Origin of the sequence: Nocardioides sp. (assembly GCF_047606145.1) — a bacterium.
GTDB lineage: Bacteria > Actinomycetota > Actinomycetes > Propionibacteriales > Nocardioidaceae > Nocardioides.
Window position 1 is genome coordinate 1 of record NZ_JASGET010000149.1, and the last position, 21,043, is coordinate 21,043.

Annotated in this window: 17 protein-coding genes; 16 read left to right on the forward strand and 1 reads right to left on the reverse strand. The window is 71.9% G+C overall.

All coding sequences use genetic code 11. From position 1 onward, the window contains the following. The 9 genes from QM638_RS19900 to QM638_RS19940 all read left to right on the forward strand — a co-directional run. Positions 1-2,050: transglutaminase family protein (locus QM638_RS19900; protein WP_415144867.1), on the forward strand; the 2,050-nt coding region annotated here is incomplete at its 5' end. Then, complete coding sequence (locus QM638_RS19905; protein WP_415144869.1) at positions 2,047-4,635, forward strand: circularly permuted type 2 ATP-grasp protein; 2,589 nt, start codon at positions 2,047-2,049, stop codon at positions 4,633-4,635. The genes QM638_RS19900 and QM638_RS19905, both read left to right, overlap by 4 nt. Continuing rightward, positions 4,632-5,552 (forward strand): transglutaminase family protein, encoded by a 921-nt coding sequence (locus QM638_RS19910; RefSeq protein WP_415144871.1) that lies wholly within the window; start codon positions 4,632-4,634, stop codon positions 5,550-5,552. Before QM638_RS19905 ends, QM638_RS19910 begins: the two co-directional genes overlap by 4 nt. Beyond that, a complete protein-coding gene (locus QM638_RS19915) occupies positions 5,546-6,058 on the forward strand; it encodes a hypothetical protein (RefSeq protein WP_415144872.1) in 513 nt (170 codons plus the stop codon). The genes QM638_RS19910 and QM638_RS19915 overlap by 7 nt, the downstream gene beginning before the upstream one ends. A gap of 22 nt (positions 6,059-6,080) precedes the next feature. Next, a complete protein-coding gene (locus QM638_RS19920) occupies positions 6,081-7,079 on the forward strand; it encodes a putative zinc-binding metallopeptidase (RefSeq protein WP_415144874.1) in 999 nt (332 codons plus the stop codon). Between the two features lie 46 nt (positions 7,080-7,125). Beyond that, positions 7,126-8,088, forward strand: a complete 963-nt coding sequence (locus QM638_RS19925; protein WP_415144876.1) for a glutathione S-transferase family protein — start codon at positions 7,126-7,128, stop codon at positions 8,086-8,088. Between the two features lie 132 nt (positions 8,089-8,220). Next, entirely contained in the window at positions 8,221-9,354 is a 1,134-nt protein-coding gene (gene pdhA / locus QM638_RS19930; RefSeq protein ID WP_415144877.1) for a pyruvate dehydrogenase (acetyl-transferring) E1 component subunit alpha, read from the forward strand. Then, positions 9,354-10,367 (forward strand): alpha-ketoacid dehydrogenase subunit beta, encoded by a 1,014-nt coding sequence (locus QM638_RS19935; protein ID WP_415144879.1) that lies wholly within the window; start codon positions 9,354-9,356, stop codon positions 10,365-10,367. The genes pdhA and QM638_RS19935 overlap by 1 nt, the downstream gene beginning before the upstream one ends. Further along, a complete protein-coding gene (locus tag QM638_RS19940; protein ID WP_415144881.1) occupies positions 10,361-11,722 on the forward strand; it encodes a dihydrolipoamide acetyltransferase family protein in 1,362 nt (453 codons plus the stop codon). The genes QM638_RS19935 and QM638_RS19940 overlap by 7 nt, the downstream gene beginning before the upstream one ends. Before the next feature lie 9 nt (positions 11,723-11,731). Here the strand turns inward: QM638_RS19940 and QM638_RS19945 are convergent, their stop codons facing one another. Further along, positions 11,732-12,466: an IclR family transcriptional regulator gene (locus tag QM638_RS19945; RefSeq protein ID WP_415144883.1), complete on the reverse strand. Its 735-nt coding sequence runs from the start codon at positions 12,464-12,466 to the stop codon at positions 11,732-11,734. A 301-nt stretch (positions 12,467-12,767) separates the two neighbouring features. Between QM638_RS19945 and QM638_RS19950 the strand changes: the two genes are divergently transcribed. The 7 genes from QM638_RS19950 to QM638_RS19980 all read left to right on the forward strand — a co-directional run bounded on the left by QM638_RS19950 (position 12,768) and on the right by QM638_RS19980 (position 21,022). Beyond that, complete coding sequence (locus QM638_RS19950) at positions 12,768-14,084, forward strand: LLM class flavin-dependent oxidoreductase (protein WP_415144885.1); 1,317 nt, start codon at positions 12,768-12,770, stop codon at positions 14,082-14,084. Between the two features lie 74 nt (positions 14,085-14,158). After that, positions 14,159-15,742 carry an ABC transporter substrate-binding protein gene (locus tag QM638_RS19955; RefSeq protein WP_415144887.1) on the forward strand — a complete coding sequence of 528 codons (1,584 nt, stop codon included), beginning with the start codon at positions 14,159-14,161 and terminating at the stop codon, positions 15,740-15,742. Beyond that, the gene (locus tag QM638_RS19960) at positions 15,742-16,785 is read left to right on the forward strand and encodes an ABC transporter permease (RefSeq protein ID WP_415144889.1); all 1,044 of its coding nucleotides are present in this window, start codon (positions 15,742-15,744) and stop codon (positions 16,783-16,785) included. Before QM638_RS19955 ends, QM638_RS19960 begins: the two co-directional genes overlap by 1 nt. Then, positions 16,782-17,720, forward strand: coding sequence for an ABC transporter permease (locus QM638_RS19965; RefSeq protein ID WP_415144891.1), 939 nt, complete (start codon positions 16,782-16,784; stop codon positions 17,718-17,720). The genes QM638_RS19960 and QM638_RS19965 overlap by 4 nt, the downstream gene beginning before the upstream one ends. Next, positions 17,704-18,828 carry an ABC transporter ATP-binding protein gene (locus QM638_RS19970; RefSeq protein ID WP_415144893.1) on the forward strand — a complete coding sequence of 375 codons (1,125 nt, stop codon included), beginning with the start codon at positions 17,704-17,706 and terminating at the stop codon, positions 18,826-18,828. The genes QM638_RS19965 and QM638_RS19970 overlap by 17 nt, the downstream gene beginning before the upstream one ends. Further along, positions 18,825-19,901: an ABC transporter ATP-binding protein gene (locus tag QM638_RS19975; RefSeq protein ID WP_415144895.1), complete on the forward strand. Its 1,077-nt coding sequence runs from the start codon at positions 18,825-18,827 to the stop codon at positions 19,899-19,901. Before QM638_RS19970 ends, QM638_RS19975 begins: the two co-directional genes overlap by 4 nt. Continuing rightward, a complete protein-coding gene (locus QM638_RS19980) occupies positions 19,898-21,022 on the forward strand; it encodes an LLM class flavin-dependent oxidoreductase (protein ID WP_415144897.1) in 1,125 nt (374 codons plus the stop codon). The genes QM638_RS19975 and QM638_RS19980 overlap by 4 nt, the downstream gene beginning before the upstream one ends. Positions 21,023-21,043: the final 21 nt, after the last annotated feature.

The following is a 21,043-nucleotide window of genomic DNA, read 5'->3' on the forward strand; positions in this document are numbered from 1 at the left end:
CGCAGATCCCTGCGCGCCGGACCCGGCGGCCGGCTCGCGGCGGGTCGGGGTGGCCGCCGAGCGGGTGGCCGCCGAGATCGCCCGCCTGCTCGGACTGCCGACCGAGCAGGTGCTGGCGGCGTACGAGGACCCGCTGATCGCCGTCGCCGACGACGTACGACGACCGTACGGTCCACCGCCGGCCGACGGTGTCGCCGAGCTGGACGACGCGACGGCGGTCGCCGCCCTGGACGCTGGCGTGGACACCCCTACCGGCTGGGTGATCCCGATCAGCACCGCCGACGGCAGCTGGACCAGTGCGCGGTGGCGGTTCCGCCGTGGCCGGCTGGTGCTCACCGGCGGCACCAGTGCCGTCGGGTTGCGACTCCCGCTGGACAGCATCGCCTGGGTCGACCCGGAGCACCCGGGCGAGCCCTCCTACCTGGACGCCTCGGCGCCCTTGGTGGCGACCGTCCCGCAGGTGCGGGTGGTCGCCCCCGACGAGGCGGCCACCACCGCGCTCGCGGTCGAGGCCCGCGACGGCCTGGTGCACGTCTTCCTGCCGCCCACCGACCGGCTGGAGGACTACGCCGCGCTGCTCGGCGTCATCGAGGGGGCGGCGGCGCAGGTCGGCACCGGTGTGGTGCTGGAGGGCTACGGCCCGCCGCCGGACGCCCGGCTCACCCAGCTGGTGGTCACCCCCGACCCGGGGGTCATCGAGGTCAACGTCCAGCCGACCGGCAGCTGGGCCGAGCAACGCGACCTGACCACCACGCTGTACGCCGAGGCCCGCCGCTGCCGGCTCGCCTGCGAGAAGTTCGACCTCGACGGCCGGCACACCGGCACCGGTGGCGGCAACCATCTCACCCTCGGCGGTCCGACCCCGGCGCAGAGCCCGATCCTGCGCCGGCCGGACCTGCTGGCCAGCCTGGTCGCCTACTGGCAGCGACACCCCTCGCTCTCCTACCTCTTCTCCGGTCGTTTCATCGGCCCGACCAGCCAGGCGCCGCGGTTCGACGAGGGCCGGCCCGAGGCGGTCTACGAGATGGAGATCGCGCTCGCCCAGATCCGCCGGCTCACCCGGGAGCAGGCCGAGCACGACCTGGAGCCGCGGCCGTGGCTGGTCGACCGGGCGCTGCGACACCTGCTCACCGACCTGACCGGCAACACCCACCGGGCCGAGTTCTGCATCGACAAGCTGTACAGCCCCGACTCCTCCCGTGGCCGCCTGGGCCTGCTGGAGCTGCGCGGCTTCGAGATGCCGCCGCACCCGCAGATGGCGCTGTTGCAGGCGCTGCTGGTGCGCAGCCTGGTGGCGATGTTCGCCGAGCGGCCCTACCACGCTCCGCTGGTGCGCTGGGGTACGGCGCTGCACGAGGACTTCCTGGTGCCGCACGGCTGCCTGCGCGACATCGCCGAGGTGGTCGACGACCTGCAGGCCTTCGGGGTCGACTTCGATCCCGGCTGGCTCGCGCCGTACGCCGAGTTCCGCTTCCCCCGGATCGGGCGGACGGCGATCGGCCGGACCGGCGTCGAGCTCGAGCTGCGGCAGGCGATCGAGCCGTGGCACGTGCTCGGTGAGGAGGCCACCGCCGGTGGCACGGCGCGCTACGTGGACTCCAGCGTCGAGCGGATCCAGGTCTCGGTTCGGGGGTTGGACCCCCATCGGCAGCTGGTGACGTGTCAGGGTGTCCCTGTGCCACTGACCACCGCGACGCCGGGCTCTCCCGACGGGGAGCTCTACGCCGGCGTGCGCTACAAGGCCTGGGCACCGTGGTCGAGCCTGCACCCGAGCATCGACGTCCAGGCGCCGCTCCACTTCGACGTGGTCGACCTCGCCGACGAGGTCAGCCTGGGCGGGGCGACGTACCACGTGGTCCACCCGGGCGGCCGCTCCTACGACCATCCGCCGGTGAACGCCTCGGAGGCCGAGGCGCGCCGGGCCAGCCGGTTCGAGCCCCGCGGGCACACCCCCGGCCGGCTCGACGTGGCCGCGATGCGCTCGGCCGCGGCGCGGGCGGCCAGCGCCGACTATCCGCACACCCTCGACCTGCGTCGGCTGGTGACGTGAGCCTGCTGCGCGAGTACGCGATCTCCCAGGCCCAGGGCGAGCTGGGTGGCACCGGGACGCCGAGGTACGACGAGGTGGTCGGCCCCGACGGCACCCTTCGCGCTGCCTGGAAGCCGCTGGCCGAGGTCGCGGTGGGCCTGGACGCGACCGCGCTACGCCGGGTGGACGGAGACATCGCGCGTTTCCTCGCCGACGACGGGGTCACCTATGCGCGCCCCGGTGCCCGGCCGGGGCCATGGCGGCTGGACCCGGTGCCGCTGATCATCGACGCGGTCTCCTGGCGGCACCTGGAGGTCGGCCTGGCCCAGCGCGGCGAGCTGCTCAACGCGGTTCTCGCCGATCTGTACTCCGACCAGCGACTGCTCGCCGAGGGGATCATCCCGGCGCCGGTCGTCTTCGGTCACGCCGGGTTCAACCGGATGGTGGCCCGGGCCAGCGCCGTCGACCCGCGGCCGCTGGTGCTGGCCGCGACCGACCTGGGCCGAGGTGCGGACGGCGAGTGGCACGTCCTCGCCGACCGGGCGCAGGCGCCCTCGGGGATGGGCTACGCGATGGAGAACCGCCGGGTCATCTCCCGGGTGATGCCGGAGCTCTATCGCGAGGCCGGGTTGCACCGCATCGAGCCCTACTTCTGGGCGCTGCGCTCCGCGCTGTTGCAGTCGGCGCCCGGCGACCAGGCCGACCCGCGGGTGGTGGTGCTCTCGCCCGGCACGCACTCCGAGACCGCCTATGACCAGGCGTTCATCGCCTCCACCCTCGGCTTCCCGCTGGTCCAGGGATCCGACCTCACCGTCAAGGACGGCTGGGTCTACCTGCGCACCCCCACCCATCGTGCCCAGCGCACCCGCCTGGAGCGGGTGGACGTGATCCTGCGTCGGGTCGACGCCAGCTGGAGCGACCCGCTGGAGCTGCGCGGCGAGAGCCAGCTCGGGGTGGCCGGCCTGGTCGAGGCCGTCCGCCGTGGACGGGTGCGGGTGGTCAACGGCCTCGGCGCGGGAGTGCTGGAGAACCCCGCCCTGATGCCGTATCTGCCGGCCGCCTGCGAGGCGCTGCTCGGCGAGCCGCTGCGGCTGCCGCAGCTCGAGACCTGGTGGTGCGGCGATCGCCGGGACGACCGGTTGGCGTGGGTGCTCGACAGCCTCGACGACCTGCAGGTGCGCACCCTCGACGGCCCGTCCGACGGGCTCGCCGGACTCGGCCGCGACGAGCTGCGCGCCCGGCTGATCGCCGAGCCGCATCGCTACGTCGCCCAGCGACGCGTGCCGCTGTCCCAATCGCCGACCTGGAGCCGGCGCGACGGGGTGGTCCCACGGCCGCTCACGCTGCGCACCTTCACCCTGCGCTACGGCTCGGCCTACCGCCCGATGGTCGGTGGTCTGGCCAGCGTCCTGGACGGGGCGCCCGGGCGCACGCCGCAGCCCCGAGCCAAGGACGTCTGGGTGCTCAAGGAGTCCCCGAACGCGCCGGACCAGGGGCTGGCCGACGTACTGCCGCTGACCAATGCGCGCTCCGCGACGGTGTTGGTGCCGCGGGCGCTGGCGGACATGTACTGGTCCGGGCGGTACGCCGAACGGGTCGAGGCGATGCTGCGGCTGGTGATGGTCTCGCACGTGCTGGCCGAGGACTTCCGCACCCGCCCCGGCACCACCGGTGGCGCCAGTCTGACGGTGCTGCTCGGCGCCGTCCGCCGGCTCGCCGGCGGTCTGGGCGATGGCCCGGCCGGCGACTCGAGCGGTGACCTGGCACGCGCGCGGGGCGACGACCTGGACGCGGACTTCCGCTCGCTGTTGCTCGATGCGGGCCGCCCGGGCTCGGCGGCCCAGTCGTTGGAGGCCCTGCGCGAGGCGCTGACCGGGGTTCGCGACCAGCTCTCCGGGGACACCTGGCGCACCTTCGCCTCCACCGCCCGAGCCGCCGCGGAGCTGCGGGAGAGCCCCTACTCCCACCAGATCGACGAGTCCGCCGGCCGGATGCTGACCGCGATCCTGGCGCTCCAGGGCGTGACCGCCAGCATGGTCCGCGACGCCGGCTGGCACATGATCGGGATCGGTCGGTCGCTGGAGCGCGCGCTGCAGCTGTGCCACCTGCTGCGGGCCACCACGACCACCCGCCGCGGCATCGACATCGATCGCACCGTGCTCAACGCCGTGCTGACCGCCGCGGAGTCGGCCGTCACCCATCGTCGCCGCTACCGGGGCTACGTGCGACCGGCGGGCGTGCTCGACCTGCTGCTGATGGATCCGGACAACCCGCGCTCGCTGGCGTTCTGCTACGCCGAGCTGCGCACCCATCTGGCCGCGCTGCCGACCTCCACCGGCTCGTCGCGGCCGGAGCGGCTGCTGGACGACCTGGCCGAGGCGCTGCAGCGCACCGAGGTCGGCTCGCTGGTCGCGATCGGTGGCACCGACCGGCCGAACCTCGAGGCGTTCTTGGACCTCACCCTGGCCCAGCTGACCCAGCTGGCGCAGGCGATCGCGGAGATCCACCTGGCCGCCGGCCCGGTGCCCCGGCCGCTGGGCAGCCCGCTCGGCAGCCCGTTGGGCAGTCCGCTCCGCGTGCCCACCGGCGGCGAGGTCCGGGTATGACCGACTACCGGGTCACCCACCTGACCGTCTACACCTACGACGACGAGGTCACCGACAGCTTCGGGGTGGCTCATCTCATTCCCCGGGAGCTGCCCTGGCAGCGGGTGGGGCGCAGCGAGCTCACCCTCACCCCGGCGCCGAGCGACCTGAGCCAGGACCGCGACTACTACGCCAACGCGGTCACCTACTTCCAGGTGACCGAGCCGCACGAGCGGCTGGAGATCGAGGCCGTCTCCGAGCTCGGCGTGGAGCCGCCGGCGTACGACGAGCTCGCCCTCGCCCAGCCGTGGGAGTCCTGCCGGCCGCTGCTCACCGATCGCGCCGGCGCCTGGAGCGCCACCGACCTGGCGCTCGCCTCGCCGCTGGTGGAGCATGTGGCCGAGGCGACCGACTACGCCGCCGAGTCGTTGCGACCCGGCCGGGGGATCGGCGAGGCCGTCGAGGAGCTGATGCACCGCATCCATGCCGACTTCGGCTACGACGACCAGGCCACCACCGTCACCTCCACGGTGCCGGAGATCCTGGCCGCCCGAGGCGGGGTCTGCCAGGACTTCGCCCACCTGATGCTGGCCTGTCTGCGCGGGCACGGACTCGCGGCCCGCTACGTGTCGGGATACCTGGCCACCACCCCGCCACCGGGTCGGGAGCGGGTCGTCGGCGCCGACGCCTCGCACGCCTGGGTGGCCGTCTGGGTGCCCGCCCCGGTCCCGTCCGTGGGGCAGGAGCAGGCGCCGGGGTCGCCCGAGGGACAGTGGCTGGCGCTCGACCCGACCAACGACGCCCGGGTCGACGACCGCTACGTCACGCTGGCCTGGGGGCGTGACTACGGCGACGTGCCACCGGTCAAGGGCGTCATCTTCACCGAGGCCAAGAGCTCCACGCTCGAGGTCTCCGTCGACGTGGCGACGGCGTGGTGAACCACGGTGACCGGAGCGGAGCGGCCGATCGCCCCGGCCGGCGCTTCACCCTGCTCGACCGCAGCCGGCGCTGGCGGCTCGGCGCGCTGGCCGGCGCGGTGGTGGTCGTCCTCGCTGCGGTGGTGGTCGTGGTGGCGATCCTGACCCGCAACGCCGGGCCGTCCGCGGCCGAGGTCGCCGAGCAGTTCCTGACCGCCCGCTCCTGCGGCCGGCTCCGAGCGCTCGCGGACGGCAACGCCGAGGTCAGGCTGCGGCGTCCGCAGACCTGTCAGGCGCTGATCGACGCCGCGAACGGCGTACGGACCTACGGCGACCCGACCACCGGCCGGCGGCTGACCCGCACGCTGTCGGTGGGGACCAGTGCCGAGCGGGACGGCGTCACCCAGGTGCCGGTCACCGTCGGCTACGCTGAGAACGGCACCCGGCTGCCCACCGAGACCATGATCGTCGAGCTGATCAGCAGCGATGGCACCTGGCTGGTGGACGACTGGGGGTTGGCCCAGTGACCCGGGAGCGCAGGGGGTTGACGTGAAGAGGTTCGGCTGTCGGCTCTGCCACAACCCGTTGTTCTTCGAGAACTCGGTCTGCGTCGGCTGTGGGAGCGCGCTCGGCTACTCCCGAGCCGAGCGGGAGATCGTCCCGGTCGACGCCGACGGGCGCTACGTCGACGCCTCCGGCCTGGTCTGGTGGGTCTGCCACAACCTCAACACCTCCGGCTGCACCTGGCTGGCGCCGGTCGAGGGTGGCCAGTGCGCCGCCTGCGAGCTCACCCGGGTGCGGCCCGCCGACGAGAACCTCGAGGGGATGCGGCAGTACGCCGAGGCGGAGCAGGCCAAGCGGCACCTGGTCTTCGAGCTCGACCAGCTCGGCTTCCCGGTGGTCTCCAAGGTGACCGACGAGGTCAACGGGCTGGCCTTCGACCTGCTCGCCAGCGACGGCGTCGCCAGCGCGCCGGACGTCGTGATCGGCCATGCGAACGGCGTGATCACCATCGACCTGGCCGAGAGCGACGACGCCTACCGGGAGAAGGTCCGGGCGCAGTTGGACGAGCCCTACCGCACCATGCTCGGTCACTTCCGGCACGAGGTCGGGCACTACTACCAGTGGCAACTGGTCCGCGACCAGCAGCTGCTCGACCGCTACCGGGAGCTGTTCGGCGACGAGACCGTCGACTACCAGGAGGCGATCGATCGGCACTATGCCGAGGGGGCGCCGGCCGACTGGGAGCAGTCCCACATCTCGACGTACGCCACCATGCACCCGTTCGAGGACTTCGCCGAGACCTGGGCGCACTACCTGCACATCTGCGACACCCTCGAGTCCGCCTCCGCGCACGGGCTCGCCACGGTGGCGCCGGTGAGCGCCTTCAGCTCCTTCCGCGATGTGGTCACCGGGGTCTGGGTGCCGCTGGCGACCGCGCTCAACGTGATCAACCGCAGCATGGGCCGCGACGACCTCTACCCGTTCGTGATCCCGCCGCCGGTGCTCGACAAGCTGGACTTCGTCGCGGCGCTGCCGCGGGGATGAGCGCGCGGTGGGGGGCTGTTCAAAGTTGAACCAGTAGGTTGTCGCCATGGCCGAGCATTCGTACGTCGAGCCGGGCCGCGCCTACACCCGGGACATGAACTACATCGACGACCGGATCACCGAGGACGCCCGGACGCCTGAGTTCGGACCGAGGGACGTGCCGCTGTGGCCGGTCGAGCCGGGGCGCTACCGGCTGATCGCCGCGAAGGCCTGCCCCTGGGCCAACCGCGCCATCATCGTGCGCAACCTGCTCGGCCTGGGCGAGGTCCTCTCCTGGGGCGCCCCCGGTCCGGTGCACGACCAGCGGTCGTGGACCTTCGACCTCGATCCGGACGGCGTCGACCCGGTGCTCGGCATCGCCCGGCTGCAGGAGGCCTACTTCAAGCGGTACCCGGACTATCCGCGCGGCATCACCGTGCCGGCGATCGTCGACGTCCCCACCGGCGCGGTGGTCACCAACGACTTCGGTTGGATCACCCACGACCTCTGCCACGAGTGGCGCGAGTATCACGCCGCCGATGCTCCCGACCTGTGGCCGAGGCACCTCCGCGCGGAGATGGACGCGGTCAACAAACGGGTCTTCACCGAGGTGAACAACGGTGTCTACCGGTGTGGCTTCGCCGGCTCGCAGGAGGCCTACGACGCCGCCTACGACCGGCTGTGGACGGCGCTGGACTGGCTGGAGGAGCGCCTCGCGACCCGGCGCTACCTGGTCGGCGACCAGCTCACCGAGTCCGACATCCGGCTCTTCACCACCCTGGCCCGCTTCGACGCCGTCTATCACGGTCACTTCAAGTGCAACCGGGCGAAGCTCACCGAGCTGCCGAACCTGTGGGGATACGCCCGCGACCTGTACCAGACCCCCGGCATCGGCGAGACCATCGACTTCGACCAGATCAAGAGGCACTACTACGTGGTGCATCGCGACGTGAACCCGTCCGGCATCGTTCCGGCCGGCCCGGACCTCTCGGGCTGGACGGAGCCGCACGGGCGGGAGTCGCTGGCCTGATCGCCGACTCGGTGGTTTCCGCCGGGAGCCGGTAAGTTTGATCCACCGTCATGTGTCCCGGGTCACAAGCCCACGGGCGCTGGTCTGCCACGGTGGAGACCCCACGATGTGGCCGTCACGAAGGAGCACGCGATGAGCGAGTTGTTCGGTCCCAGTCCCAGTACGACGAGCCCCGATCTCGTCCAGCTGCTGACCCCCGAGGGACAGCGCCTCGAGCATCCGGAGTACCGGTTCACCGTGGACGGCGACGAGGCGGAGGCGGTCCGCGGGTTCTACCGTGACATGGTGCTGGTGCGCCGGCTCGACGTCGAGGCGACGGCGCTGCAACGGCACGGCGAGCTCGGCATCTGGGCCCAGCTGCTGGGCCAGGAGGCCGCGCAGGTGGGCGCCGGCCGGGCGACCCGTCCCCAGGACTTCGTCTTCCCGACCTACCGCGAGCACGGCGTCGCCTGGTGCCGCGGCGTGGACCCGCTCCGGCTGCTCGGTCTCTTCCGCGGCGTCGACCAGGGTGGCTGGGACCCCGAGGAGAACAACTTCGGCCTCTACACGATCGTCATCGGCGCGCAGACCCTGCACGCCACCGGCTACGCGATGGGGATGCAGCGCGACGGGGTGGTCGGCACCGGCGACCCGGCCCGGGACGCGGCGGTGATCGCCCACTTCGGTGACGGCGCCTCCTCCCAGGGCGACGTGAACGAGTCCTTCGTCTTCGCCGCCTCCTACAACGCGCCGGTGGTCTTCTTCTGCCAGAACAACCAGTGGGCGATCTCGGAGCCCATCGAGCGGCAGACCCGGATCCCGCTCTACCGGCGGGCCGAGGGCTTCGGCTTCCCGGGTGTCCGGGTGGACGGCAACGACGTGCTCGCGACGTACGCCGTGACCCAGGCCGCGCTGCAGCGGGCCCGCGAGGGGGGAGGCCCGACGCTGGTGGAGGCCTACACCTACCGGATGGGCGCCCACACCACCACCGACGACCCGACCCGCTACCGGCTCTCCGACGAGGTGGAGACCTGGAAGCTGCGCGACCCGATCGCCCGGGTGGAGGCCTACCTGCGCCGCAACGGGCTGGCCGAGGAGACGTTCTTCGCCGAGGTGGAGACCGAGGCCGAGGGGCTCGGCGCGCGGCTGCGCGCCGGCTGCAAGGCGCTGCCCGACCCCGACCCGGTGGCGCTGTTCGACAACGTCTACGCCGAGATGCCCGACGAGCTGCGTCGCCAGCGGGATGACTACCGGACCTACCTGGCCTCGTTCGAGGGGGTGGCCTGATGAGCACGCAGCTGCCGGTCCAGCCGGTCCAGCCGGTCCAGAAGGTGACCCTGGCCAAGGCGCTCAACGCCGGCCTGCGCAAGGCCATGGAGGACGACCCCAAGGTCTTGTTGATGGGCGAGGACATCGGTCAGCTCGGCGGGGTCTTCCGGATCACCGACGGGCTGCAGAAGGACTTCGGCGAGGACCGGGTGATCGACTCCCCGCTGGCCGAGTCCGGCATCGTCGGCACCGCCGTCGGACTGGCGCTGCGCGGCTACCGGCCGGTCGTCGAGATCCAGTTCGACGGATTCGTCTACCCGGCCTACGACCAGATCGTCAGCCAGGTCGCCAAGATGCACTATCGCTCCCAGGGGCGCTCGCCGATGCCGATGGTGATCCGGATCCCGTTCGGTGGCGGCATCGGCGCGGTCGAGCACCACAGCGAGTCGCCCGAGGCGCAGTTCGCGCACACCCCCGGTCTGAAGGTGGTCGCCTGCGCCAACCCGGTCGACGGCTACTGGATGATCCAGCAGGCCATCGCCAGCCCGGATCCGGTGATCTTCCTGGAGCCCAAGCGGCAATACCACGCCGAGAAGGCGGAGCTGGACACCACCGCGACGCCGGACCCGCTGTTCGTCTCCCGGGTGGCCCGCTCGGGCACCGACCTGACGGTGCTGGCCTACGGGCCGATGGTCAAGACGGCGCTGATGGCCGCCGAGGCCGCGGCCGGCGAGGGCAGGTCGCTGGAGGTGATCGACCTGCGCACGCTCTCGCCGCTGGACATGGCCCCGATCCACGAGTCGGTACGGCGCACCGGTCGCGCGGTCGTCGTACACGAGGCGCACACGAACCTCGGGCTCGGCGCCGAGCTGTCCGCCCGGATCACCGAGGAGTGCTTCTACTCCCTGGAGGCCCCCGTGCTGCGGGTCGGCGGGTTCGACACCCCGTACCCGCCCGCCCGGGTCGAGGAGCACTTCCTGCCCGACCTGGACCGGGTCCTCGACGCCGTCGATCGGAGCCTGGCATGGTGAGCACCGCCGCGACCGGCGAGTTCCGGCTTCCCGACGTGGGAGAGGGCCTCACCGAGGCCGAGATCGTCACCTGGCACGTCAAGGTCGGCGACACCATCAAGGTCAACGACGTCGTATGCGACATCGAGACCGCCAAGTCGGTGGTCGAGCTGCCCTCGCCGTACGCCGGCACCGTCGCCGCGCTGCTGGTCGCCGAGGGCGACACCGTCGCGGTCGGCACCCCCATCATCCGCATCGGCGCCCCCGCCGAGTCGGTCCCCAGAACCGCCGAGTCGGTCGTTGGAGCGGGCGAGTCGGTCCCTGGAGCGGGCGAGTCGGTCCCCGGAACGGGCGAATCGGCACCTTTGACGCTGGTCGGTCCGGGTCCGAAGGAGATGGCGGTCTCCCGGCGCCCACGAAGGACTGACTCGTATGCTCCAGCGACCGACTCGCCCGCTCCAACGACCGACTCGGCGGTTCTAGGGACCGATTCGGCCCGGGTGCTGGCCAAGCCGCCGGTGCGGAAGCTGGCCAAGGATCTCGGCGTGGACCTGGCCGCCCTCGTCCCCGGTCGGGCCGATGGGGTGATCACCCGGGCCGAGGTGGAGGCGGCGGCCGCCGAGCCGGTGGCGCCCGGTGCCCGTGAGACCCGCGGGACCCACGAGACTCGCGAGACCCGTGAGCCGATCAAGGGCGTGCGAAGGACGATGGGCCAGGCGATGGTGGACTCGGCGTTCACCCTGCCGCACGTCACGGTGTGGACCACCGTCGACGTCACCGTCACCACCAGGCTGGTGGAGCGGTTGCGTGCGCACCGCGACTTCCGTGACGTCAAGGTCAGCCCGCTGCTGGTGGTGGCCAAGGCGTGCCTGCTCGCCCTGCGTCGTACGCCGATCCTCAACTCGGTCTGGGACGAGGCGGCCCAGGAGATCGTCTTCAAGCACTACGTCAATCTCGGCATCGCGGCCGCCACCCCACGCGGACTGGTGGTGCCCAACATCAAGGACGCCGGCGCGATGCCGCTGGTCGATCTGGGCCGCGCGATCAACGCGCTGACGGCCACCGCGCGGGAGGGCCGGACCCTGCCGGCGGACCAGGCCGGAGGCACCTTCACCATCACCAACGTCGGACCGTTCGGGATGGACGGCGGCACCCCGATCATCAATCCCGGCGAGTCGGCGATCCTGTGCCTCGGTGCGATCAAGCGGCAGCCGTGGGTGGTCGACGAGGGCGCCGGTGAGCGGATCGAGCCGCGCGACGTGTGCACGCTGGCGGTCAGCTTCGACCACCGGCACATCGACGGCGAGGCGGGCTCGGCATTCCTGGCCGACGTGGCGGCGGTGGTGGAGGACCCGGCGAACGCGCTGCTGCTCTGAGTCAGCGCCTCAGGCGGCCAGCCCCACCGCGCCCCGCAATGCGGCGACCAGCTCGTCGAGCCGGCTCAGGACCCGGTTGCTCGGCCCGGAGAAGCCGATCGCCGCGACCACCTCGTTGAACGGCGAGCGCACCGGGACGGCGACCCCGGCGACCCCGAGACGCCACTCGCCGCGATTGACCGCGTAGCCGTCCCGGTGGACCTGGGCGAGCTCGAAGCGGAGCGCGGCCGGTTCGGTGACGGTGAGCGGTGAGTGCCGCTCCAGGCCGGCCGCGATCACCTCGTCCACCACGTTCGCCTCGGCGAAGGCGAGCAGGAGCTTCCCGGTCGCCACGCAGTACGCCGGCGCGCGGCCGCCGAGGGTGGTGTAGCTGCCGACCGGGTGCGACCCGTCGGCCTTGTCGATGTAGACCACCGAGCCGCTGTCGTAGACGGCCAGATGGACCGACTCGCCGTACGTCTGGGCGAGCTGCCGCAGGGTCTCGGCGTGCGCGTCGCGCAGCCCGACGAAGGAGAACGACTGCGCCGCCAGCGACCAGATCCGCGGACTCGTGCGGTAGTGCTCGCCCTCCCGCTGCACCCAGCGTGCCGCCATCATGGTCGCCACGATCCGATAGGCGGTCTGCCGGGCCAGACCGGTCTCCTCGGACAGCTCGCGCACCGACATCGGCCGGGTCAGCAACCGCTCGAGCACCAACAGCCCGTTGGTCAACGTCCCCAACCTGTTTCCCTCGGCCACCACCATCGTCCCCTGCCTCTCGTCGGCTCGCCGTCGCGGCGAGATACACATTCCGAGCTGCCCTCTACGCATGTCGTAGCCATCGCCCGCAAGGGGTCCATCCGTGCCCTCGATGTCGTCTCGACATGCGGCGCGCGAACTTGATTCGACGGTTTTCACGCGTATCGTTCAATCTCGATTAACTAAGGTGACTTTAGAGACTACATCACGAAAAGTCACTATCCGATGACAGGCATCGCATGCCGTAGCGGCACAGAGAGGACGGGACCGGATGGCGCTGAAGGCCCAACACGCTCCGAGGAGACAGATGCACCTGGGGGCGGTGCCGTACGGCGCGGGCGGTCCGGGCCAGCACCGGCTCTGGCTCGACCCGGAGATCCCCGGCGACGCAAGCGTGAACATCGACTGGTTCATCACGATCGCGCAGCTGGCCGAGCAGGGCCGCTTCGACCTGATGTTCATCGTCGACAGCCAGTTCATCACCCCCGACAGCCCACCCCACTACCTGAACCGGCTCGAGCCACTCACCCTGCTCTCCGCGGTGGCCACCCACACCCGCCACCTCGGCCTGGTCGGCACCGCCACCACCAGCTTCAACTCGCCGTACAACCTGATCCGTCGGCTCGCCTCGCTCGACCTGATCAGCCACGGCCGCGCCGGCTGGAACGTGGTCACCACCGGCGACGCCGGCACCGCGACCAACTACGGCCTGGACGAGCACTACGACTACGACACCCGCTACGGCCGGGCGAGCGAGTACGTCGAGCTCGCCCGTGCGCTGTGGGACTCCTACGAGGACGACGCCTTCCCGCGCGACCGCGCCACCGGCCGGTTCCTCGACCCGGCCAAGCAGCATGCGCTGCACCACCAGGGCACCTACTTCAAGGTCGCCGGACCGCTCAACATCGAGCGCAGCCCGCAGGGTCAGCCGGTGATCTTCCAGGCCGGCGCCTCCGACCAGGGCCGCGACCTCGGCGCCCGCCTCGGGGAGGGGATCTTCACCCACGCGCCGGACATCCCGTCGGGGCAGGCCTTCTACGCCGACCTCAAGAACCGGGCCCGTCGGTTCGGTCGCGACCCCGACGAGGTGGTGATCATGCCCGGCATCGAGGTGGTGATCGGCGACACCGACGAGGAGGCCCGCGAACTGGAGGCCTACCGCGCGGAGCACGACCACAACTTCGACGACGCGCTCGCCGAGTTCGGTCGGCCGTTCGGCTGGCACGACTTCCGGGTCTACGACCCCGACGCGCCCTTCCCGACCGCCGCGCTGGAGCACGCTCAGCGCTCCTTCTACACCCGGGCTAGCCAGATCACCCGGCGCGCCGAGGAGAACGGCTGGACGCTGCGCCAGGCCGTGGAGGCCACCCGCGCCCGCCGCAAGGGCGAGTTCGTCGGCACCCCGGAGACGGTCGCCACCAAGCTCATCGAGTGGTGGGAGGCGCGGGCCTGCGACGGCTTCAACATCGGGGTCTCCCACCCGTCGACCTTCCGCCGCATGGTCGAGGAGGTGGTGCCGATCCTGGCCGAGCGCGGTGCCTTCCGCGGCGAATACGAGTCCACCACCCTGCGGGGGAATCTCGGTCTCCCGATCCCGGCCAACCGGTACGCCGGCCGGTCCTGACCGCTCGTCGGTCCGTCCAGTCATCTCCGTCAGCTCAGTCATCCACGTCACCGCTCGAGAATTCCGAGGTTCCCATGCCCCGCGACCTGATCCGCACCCAGTCCTCCGCCAGCGCCACCCCACTCCGGATGAGCCGCCGCAGCCTGTTCGGGCTCGGCGTCGGCGCCGGTCTCGTCTTCGCCCTGGACGCCTGCGGCGGCGGCAGCACCACCCCGGCCACCGGCGGTAGCGACGGCGCTGCCGGTGGCACCATCACCTGGGCCTGGCAGCTGCCCACCACCTGGGACCCGATCACCTCCTCGGCCGGCTCCGACGTGCAGATGCTGGCCCTCGTCTACGACCCCCTCACCGCCCTGGACGACAAGGGCAACGCGGTCGGCTGGCTGGCGCAGAAGTGGTCGTACAACGCCAAGGGCACCGAGGTGACCTTCACCCTGCGCAAGGGCCTGTCCTTCTCCGACGGCACCACCCTCGACGCCACCGCGGTCGCGGCCTCCCTGGAGCGGGCCCGCACCGACAAGGACTCGCTGGTCTCGGCGCAGATGACCGACATCACCAAGATCGCCGCGAAGGGCGAGACCGAGGTGGTCATCACGCTCTCCGACGTCAACTACCAGATCCCGCTGCTGCTCGCCGGCAAGACCGGGATGGTGGTCAACCCGACCGTCTTCAAGAAGGACGCCTCCTCGCTGGCCACCCAGCCGGCCGGCTCGGGACCGTTCGCGGTCACGTCGTACGTCCAGAACGACCACGCCGAGATGACGAAGAACGCCCACTACTACCTCGCCGACCAGATCAAGGTCGACGCCTTCAAGCTCTACCCCCAGCCGGACTCGGCCACCGCGGTCGCCTCGGCCTCCTCGGGGCAGTACAACGTGGTCCGCATCCCGGCCTCCGACATCGCCGCCGCCAAGGCCGCGGGTCTCGAGGTCCAGGTGCTCGACTCGATGTTCGTCAACGTCCTCGACGTCAACGCCACCATGGCGCCGTTCGACCACCCCGCCGTGGTGGAGGCGATGAAGTACGCGATCGACCGCGAGAAGATCAAGAAGGTCTCCAACTTCGGGGTGGGCGACGTCAACTACCAGCCCTTCCCGAAGGGGTACGTCGGCTACAACGACGATCTCGACGACCTCTACGCCTACGACCCCGCCAAGGCCAAGAAGATCCTCGCCGCCGCAGGCCTCTCCGGTGGGGTGAAGGGCACCTTCACCGCACCCGCGCCGACCGCGGCGGCGGTCGAGCAGATCCAGGCCCAGCTCAAGGAGGTCGGGATCAACCTCACCATCGAGACGATCCCGGCGACGCAGTGGACCCAGCTGGTCTACATCGACCACTCCAAGGCGCTGGGCTATGACGGCTTCGCCGGCCGGGAGTCGCCGGTGCAGGCCTTCCAGGTGCTCTTCAGCGACACCGGCCTGATGAACCCGGCGCGCAACGCCAACGCCAAGCTCCAGGCACAGCTGGCGAAGGTCAAGGCCACCCCGACCGACGACCCGACGTACGCCGGCCTGCTGCAGGAGGCGACCAAGATCGCCGTCACCTCCTTCCCCAACACCTTCCTGTACGACGCACCGTCGATCATCGTCCGGCAGTCCTCGGTCTCGGCGCTCCCGTCCCGGCCGAGCCTGCAGCGCTTCGAGGGGGTCACGGCCTGATGTCCGCCGCGATCGCGATCCCGGCCGACCGTGCCCCCGCGGCCCGGGGGCAGCGGGTCCTGGCCCGGGGGCGCGCGCTGGCCCGGCCCTTCGGGCGGCTGTTGCTGACCACGGTGAGCGTGCTCTTCCTGGCCTCGGTGATCACCTTCGGGCTGGGGGCGCTGAGCAAGTCCAACCCCGCGGCCGCGGTGCTCGGCGAGACCGCCACCTCGGCCGACATCGCCCGGATGAACCACCAGTTCGGGCTCGACCGGCCGTTGGTCGTGCGCTATCTCGACTGGGTCTGGGACGCGCTGCACGGCGATCTCGGCACCTCCTGGTTCACCACGGTCCCGGTCGGTCAGTCCATCCGGCAGGCCCTCCCGGTGGACCTCTCGATCGCGGCCCTCGCGCTCGCCCTGGCGATCGTGATCGGGGTGGCCGCCGGCGTGGGCGCCGCGCTCAGCAACGGCGGCATCCTCGACCGTGCGGTGACGGTGGTCTGCTCCCTGCTCGCGACCCTGCCGCCGTTCGTGATCGGCATCGCGCTGATCGTGCTGCTCTCGGTCAAGGCGGGACTGCTGCCCGCCGGCGGCTACGTCGCCTTCGGCGCCGACCCGGTGCAGTGGCTGCGCTTCGCGATCCTGCCGGCGCTGGCACTCAGCCTGGAGGTGGCGGCCAACATCGCCCGCCAGCTGCGCACCTCCCTGGTCGGCGCGCTGCGGGAGAACTACGCGATCGGTGCCGAGATGCGCGGCTACTCGCGGCGCCGGGTGCTCTTCGGTCACGTGCTGCGCAACGCGGTGGCGCCGACACTGGCGGTGATCGGGATGGCGATCCCGCTCATCATCGGCGGCGCGGTGATGACCGAGAAGCTCTTCAACCTGCCGGGCATCGCCCAGCTCGCGTTGCAGTCCACCCAGCGCGGCGACGTCCCCGTCGTGCTCGGCACCCTGCTGGTGACGGCGGTGATCGTGCTCATCGGCAGCCTGGCGATCAACGCCCTCCAGACCCTGCTCGATCCCGCCGCCCGCCGCGGCTCGACCGCCGGAGGCACCCGATGACGACGTTCCGCAACCTGCTGCGCATCCCGAGCGCCCGGGTGGCGCTGGCGATCCTGGCCGTGATCGCGTTCCTGGTCGTCTTCGGCCGGGCGATCTCCCCGCACGATCCGCTGCGACAGTTCTCCGAGGTGCTCTCCGGTCCGAGCAGCCGGCACCTGCTCGGCACCGACTACGTCGGCCGCGACGTGCTCAGCCGACTGCTCTCCGGCACCCGGCTCTCGGTGATCGGGGCCCTGGAGGCGGTCGTCGTGGGCGTCGTGATCGGCGTCCCGGCCGGGCTGGCCTCGGCTTGGGCGGGACGGCGCGGGGAGTGGCTCCTGCTGCGCGTCTTCGAGACCCTGATGATCCTGCCGTTCACCGTCTTCGCGATCGCCGTGGCCGGCACGCTCGGCAACGGACTGCAGCAGGCGATGCTCGCGGTCGGCTTCCTGACAAGTCCCGCCTTCTTCCGGATCACCCGGTCGGTCGCGCTGGGCCTGCGCACCACCCAGTACGTCGAGGCCGCCGAACTGGTGGGCGCCTCGCGGTGGTGGACGCTGCGGACGCACATCTGGAGCAAGGTGCTGCCCAACGTCGCGGTCGCCGCCGCCCATGCGATGGGCGCGGCGCTGCTGGTGGTGGCCTCGTTGGCCTTCCTCGGTCTGGGCATCGTCCAGCCGACCCCGACCTGGGGCGGAATGCTCTCCTCCGATCTGGCCTACCTCACCCAGCAGTCCTGGGCACCGCTCTTCCCCGGGCTGCTGATGATGCTCACCGTCGGCTCGCTCAACGTGCTCGCCGACTGCATCCGGGAGGCCGCCGGCGGCCAGGTCCGCCGTCGCCGCGGCCTGCTCGCCCGCGCCCTCGGTCGCCGCGACCGGACCGTGATCGGGACGGTCCCCGAGACCGCCACCCCCACCCCCGCGAAGGAGTCGCGTCATGCGGCAGCTGCCTGAGACCCCGCCTGAGACCCTGTCGGAGACCCCGCCTGAGACCCTGCCGGAGAACTCGGCCGAGACCACCGCCTCCGAGCCCGGCGCGGCGGCCGCCGTCGCGGGGCCGGAGGGTCGGCGAGACGCTGCGACGACACTGCGGGTCGACGACCTGCACGTCACCGTCGGTGACCGGCTGCACGCCGTCCGCGGGGTCTCGCTGACCATCCGCCGCGGCGAGGCGGTCGGCCTGGTCGGCGAGTCCGGCTCGGGCAAGACCCTCACCTGTCGGGCCGTCCTCGGGCTGCTGCCCGAGACGGGCGCGGTGGAGGCCGGCCGGATCGTGCTGGGCGAGGAGCCGCGGGCCGTCGAGCTCACCCGGGCTCGGCGCGGCACCTGGAACCAGGTGCGTGGCACGCGACTGGCCGCCGTCTTCCAGGACCCGGCCTCCTACCTCAACCCCTCGCTGACCATCGGCCACCAGGTCGTCGAGCAGCTGCGGGTACGGGCCGGGCTGGCCCGGGTCGAGGCCAGAGCCCGGGCGCAGGAGCTGCTCACCGAGGTGGGCATCCACAATGCCGAGACCGTCTACCACCAGTACCCCTTCCAGCTCTCCGGCGGCATGCTCCAGCGGGTGCTGATCGCGATCGCGGTCTCCTGCCACCCCGAGCTGCTGATCGCCGACGAGGCCACCACGGCGCTCGACACCGTGGTGCAGTCGGAGATCCTCGAGCTCATCCGCCGGCTGCGGCGTACTCACCGGCTCAGCCTGCTGCTGGTGACCCACGACCTCGCGGTGGTCGCCGAGACCTGTGATCGGGTGCTCGTGATGTACGCCGGCGAGATCGTCGAGAGCGGCCCGACCGAGCAGATCCTGCACGATCCGCGGCACCCCTACACCCAGGCTCTGATGCGAGTCGCCTCGGTCGGCGACTGGTCGCGGCGCTCGCTGGAGATCATCCCCGGTCAGCCGCCGTCCGCCGGGGAGTCGATGCCGGGCTGCCGGTTCGCCCCGCGCTGCGCGGTCGCCGGCGCGGACTGCCTGACCGGGCCGGTGGAGCTCACCGATCTCGGCGGCGGCCGGGCCGCGCGCTGCGTGCGTCTCGAGCAGCGGCAGGAGGTGCCGGCATGACCGGCATGACCGGGACGACCGGGACGACGGCAGGAGCCGGCGCCGCGCCGCTGCTGCGCGCCACCGACCTGTCGGTCTCGTACGCGAAGCCTCGCAAGGGCACCAACCTCGGCACCGGCGCCGCGCTCACCGAGGCGAGCCTGGAGGTCCGGCCCGGCGAGATCGTCGGCGTCGTCGGGGAGACCGGCTCCGGGAAGACGACGCTGGCCCGGGCCACCGTCGGCCTGGTCGCTCCGGTCGGCGGCACCATCGAGTTCGACGGCCGCGACATCGGCGCGCTCAAGGGCCGGGCGCTGCGTGAGTTCCGTCGCACGGGTCAGATCCAGCTTGTCTTCCAGGATCCGCTGCGCTCCCTCGACTCCGACCTGAGCGTCGGCCGGCTGGTCGCGGAGCCGCTCGACGTCGCCGGCGGGATCTCCGGCAAGGAGCGCTCGGCCCGGGTGGATGAGGCCCTGGCCGAGGTCGGCCTCGACCCGGCCACGATCCGCGACCGCCGTCCACGTCAGCTCTCCGGCGGCCAACGGCAGCGGGTCTCCCTGGCCCGGGCGATCGTGACCCGTCCGAAGCTGCTCTTCTGCGACGAGCCGGTCAGCGCGCTGGACGTCTCCAACCGCAACCTGGTGCTCAACCTGCTCGACCGGCTGCGCACCGACCTCGGCGTCGCGATCGTCATCATCGCGCACGACCTCTCCTCGCTGGCCGGGATCGCCGACCGGGTGGCGGTCTTCTACCGCAGCCGGCTGGTCGAGCAGGGACCGATCCGGGAGGTGCTGGAGGATCCGGCGCATCCCTACACCGCGTTGCTGGTCGCCTCGGCGCCGAGCGTCGAGCGGGACCACCAGCTCCGGCCCGGGGACGTGCGCGCCGAGACGGGAGCCACCGCCGAGAGGGCCGACTGGGTGGCGGCCGGCGGCTGTGTCTTCGCCGCCCGCTGCCGTTTCGCCGCCGACGACTGCCGTCGGCAGCCGCCCCTCACCGCGCTCGAGGGCCGCACCGACCGGCGGGCGGCCTGCCACTTCACCCGGACCTGGAAGGACCAGGCCCTCGCTCTGTCTGTTCGGGAGTCAGCATGACCATCGAGTTCATCGGCATCACCGCCACCCAACGGGTCAGCACCGCCGGCGGTGCTGCCGCCGTGACGGCGGGCTTCGCCACCCAGTCCGAGTCGGGTACGCCGGTCGGCCCGATCGTGGACAAGGAGTATGCCCACGAGCTCGCCCGGGCGCACGAGGCGGCCGGGTTCGACCGGGTGCTGATCGCACACTCCTCCTCGATGCCGGACGGGTTCGTCGTCGCCGATCAGGTGCTGCAGGCCACCGACCGGCTCGGCGTACTGCTCGCCCATCGGCCCGGGTTCGTCTCGCCGACGGTCGCCGCGCGTGCCTACGCCACCCTCGACGCCTTCCATCCGGGACGGGTGGCGATGCATGTCATCACCGGTGGCGACGACGCCGACCAGCGGCGCGACGGCGACCATCTGACCAAGTCGGCGCGCTACCGGCGGACCGACGACTTCCTCACCGTCGTACGCCGGGAGTGGGAGTCGAGCACGCCGTTCTCCCATGAGGGCCCGTTCTACCGGGTCGCCGAGGCCTGGTCCTCGGTCCGGCCCGACGGCCGCATCCCGATCTACTTCGGCGGCGCCTCCGCCGACGCGATCAGGGTGGGTGGCAAGCACGCCGACGCGTACGCGTTCTGGGGCGAGCCGCTGGACGGCATCCGGGCACGGATCGCCGAGGTGCGCGCCGCCGCGGCGCCGTACGGGCGCGACCCGAGATTCTCGGTGAGCCTGCGGCCGATCGTCGCCGACACCGAGGACGAGGCATGGGCCCGTGCCGAGGACGTCCTGGCCCGTGCCAGGGCCCGGGTCGACGGCGTCGACCCCGGCCAGGTCAGGGCGATGGGCTCGACCGCCGTCGGCTCCCGACGCCTCGTCGCCGCGGCCGAGCAGCAGGAGGTGCACGACACCCGGCTGTGGACCGCGCTGGCCAAGGTCACCGGCGGCGCCGGCAATTCGACCTCGTTGGTCGGCACCTACGAGCAGGTCGCCGACGCCCTGCTCGACTACGTCGACCTCGGGGTCACCACCCTGCTCATCCGCGGCTTCGACCCGCTCGAGGACGCCAGGTCCTATGCCCGGGTGGTCGACCTGGTGCGCGCCGGCGCCGAGAACCGGCCGGCGCTGGCCGGCTGAGCCCACCCGAACCCCCACCTT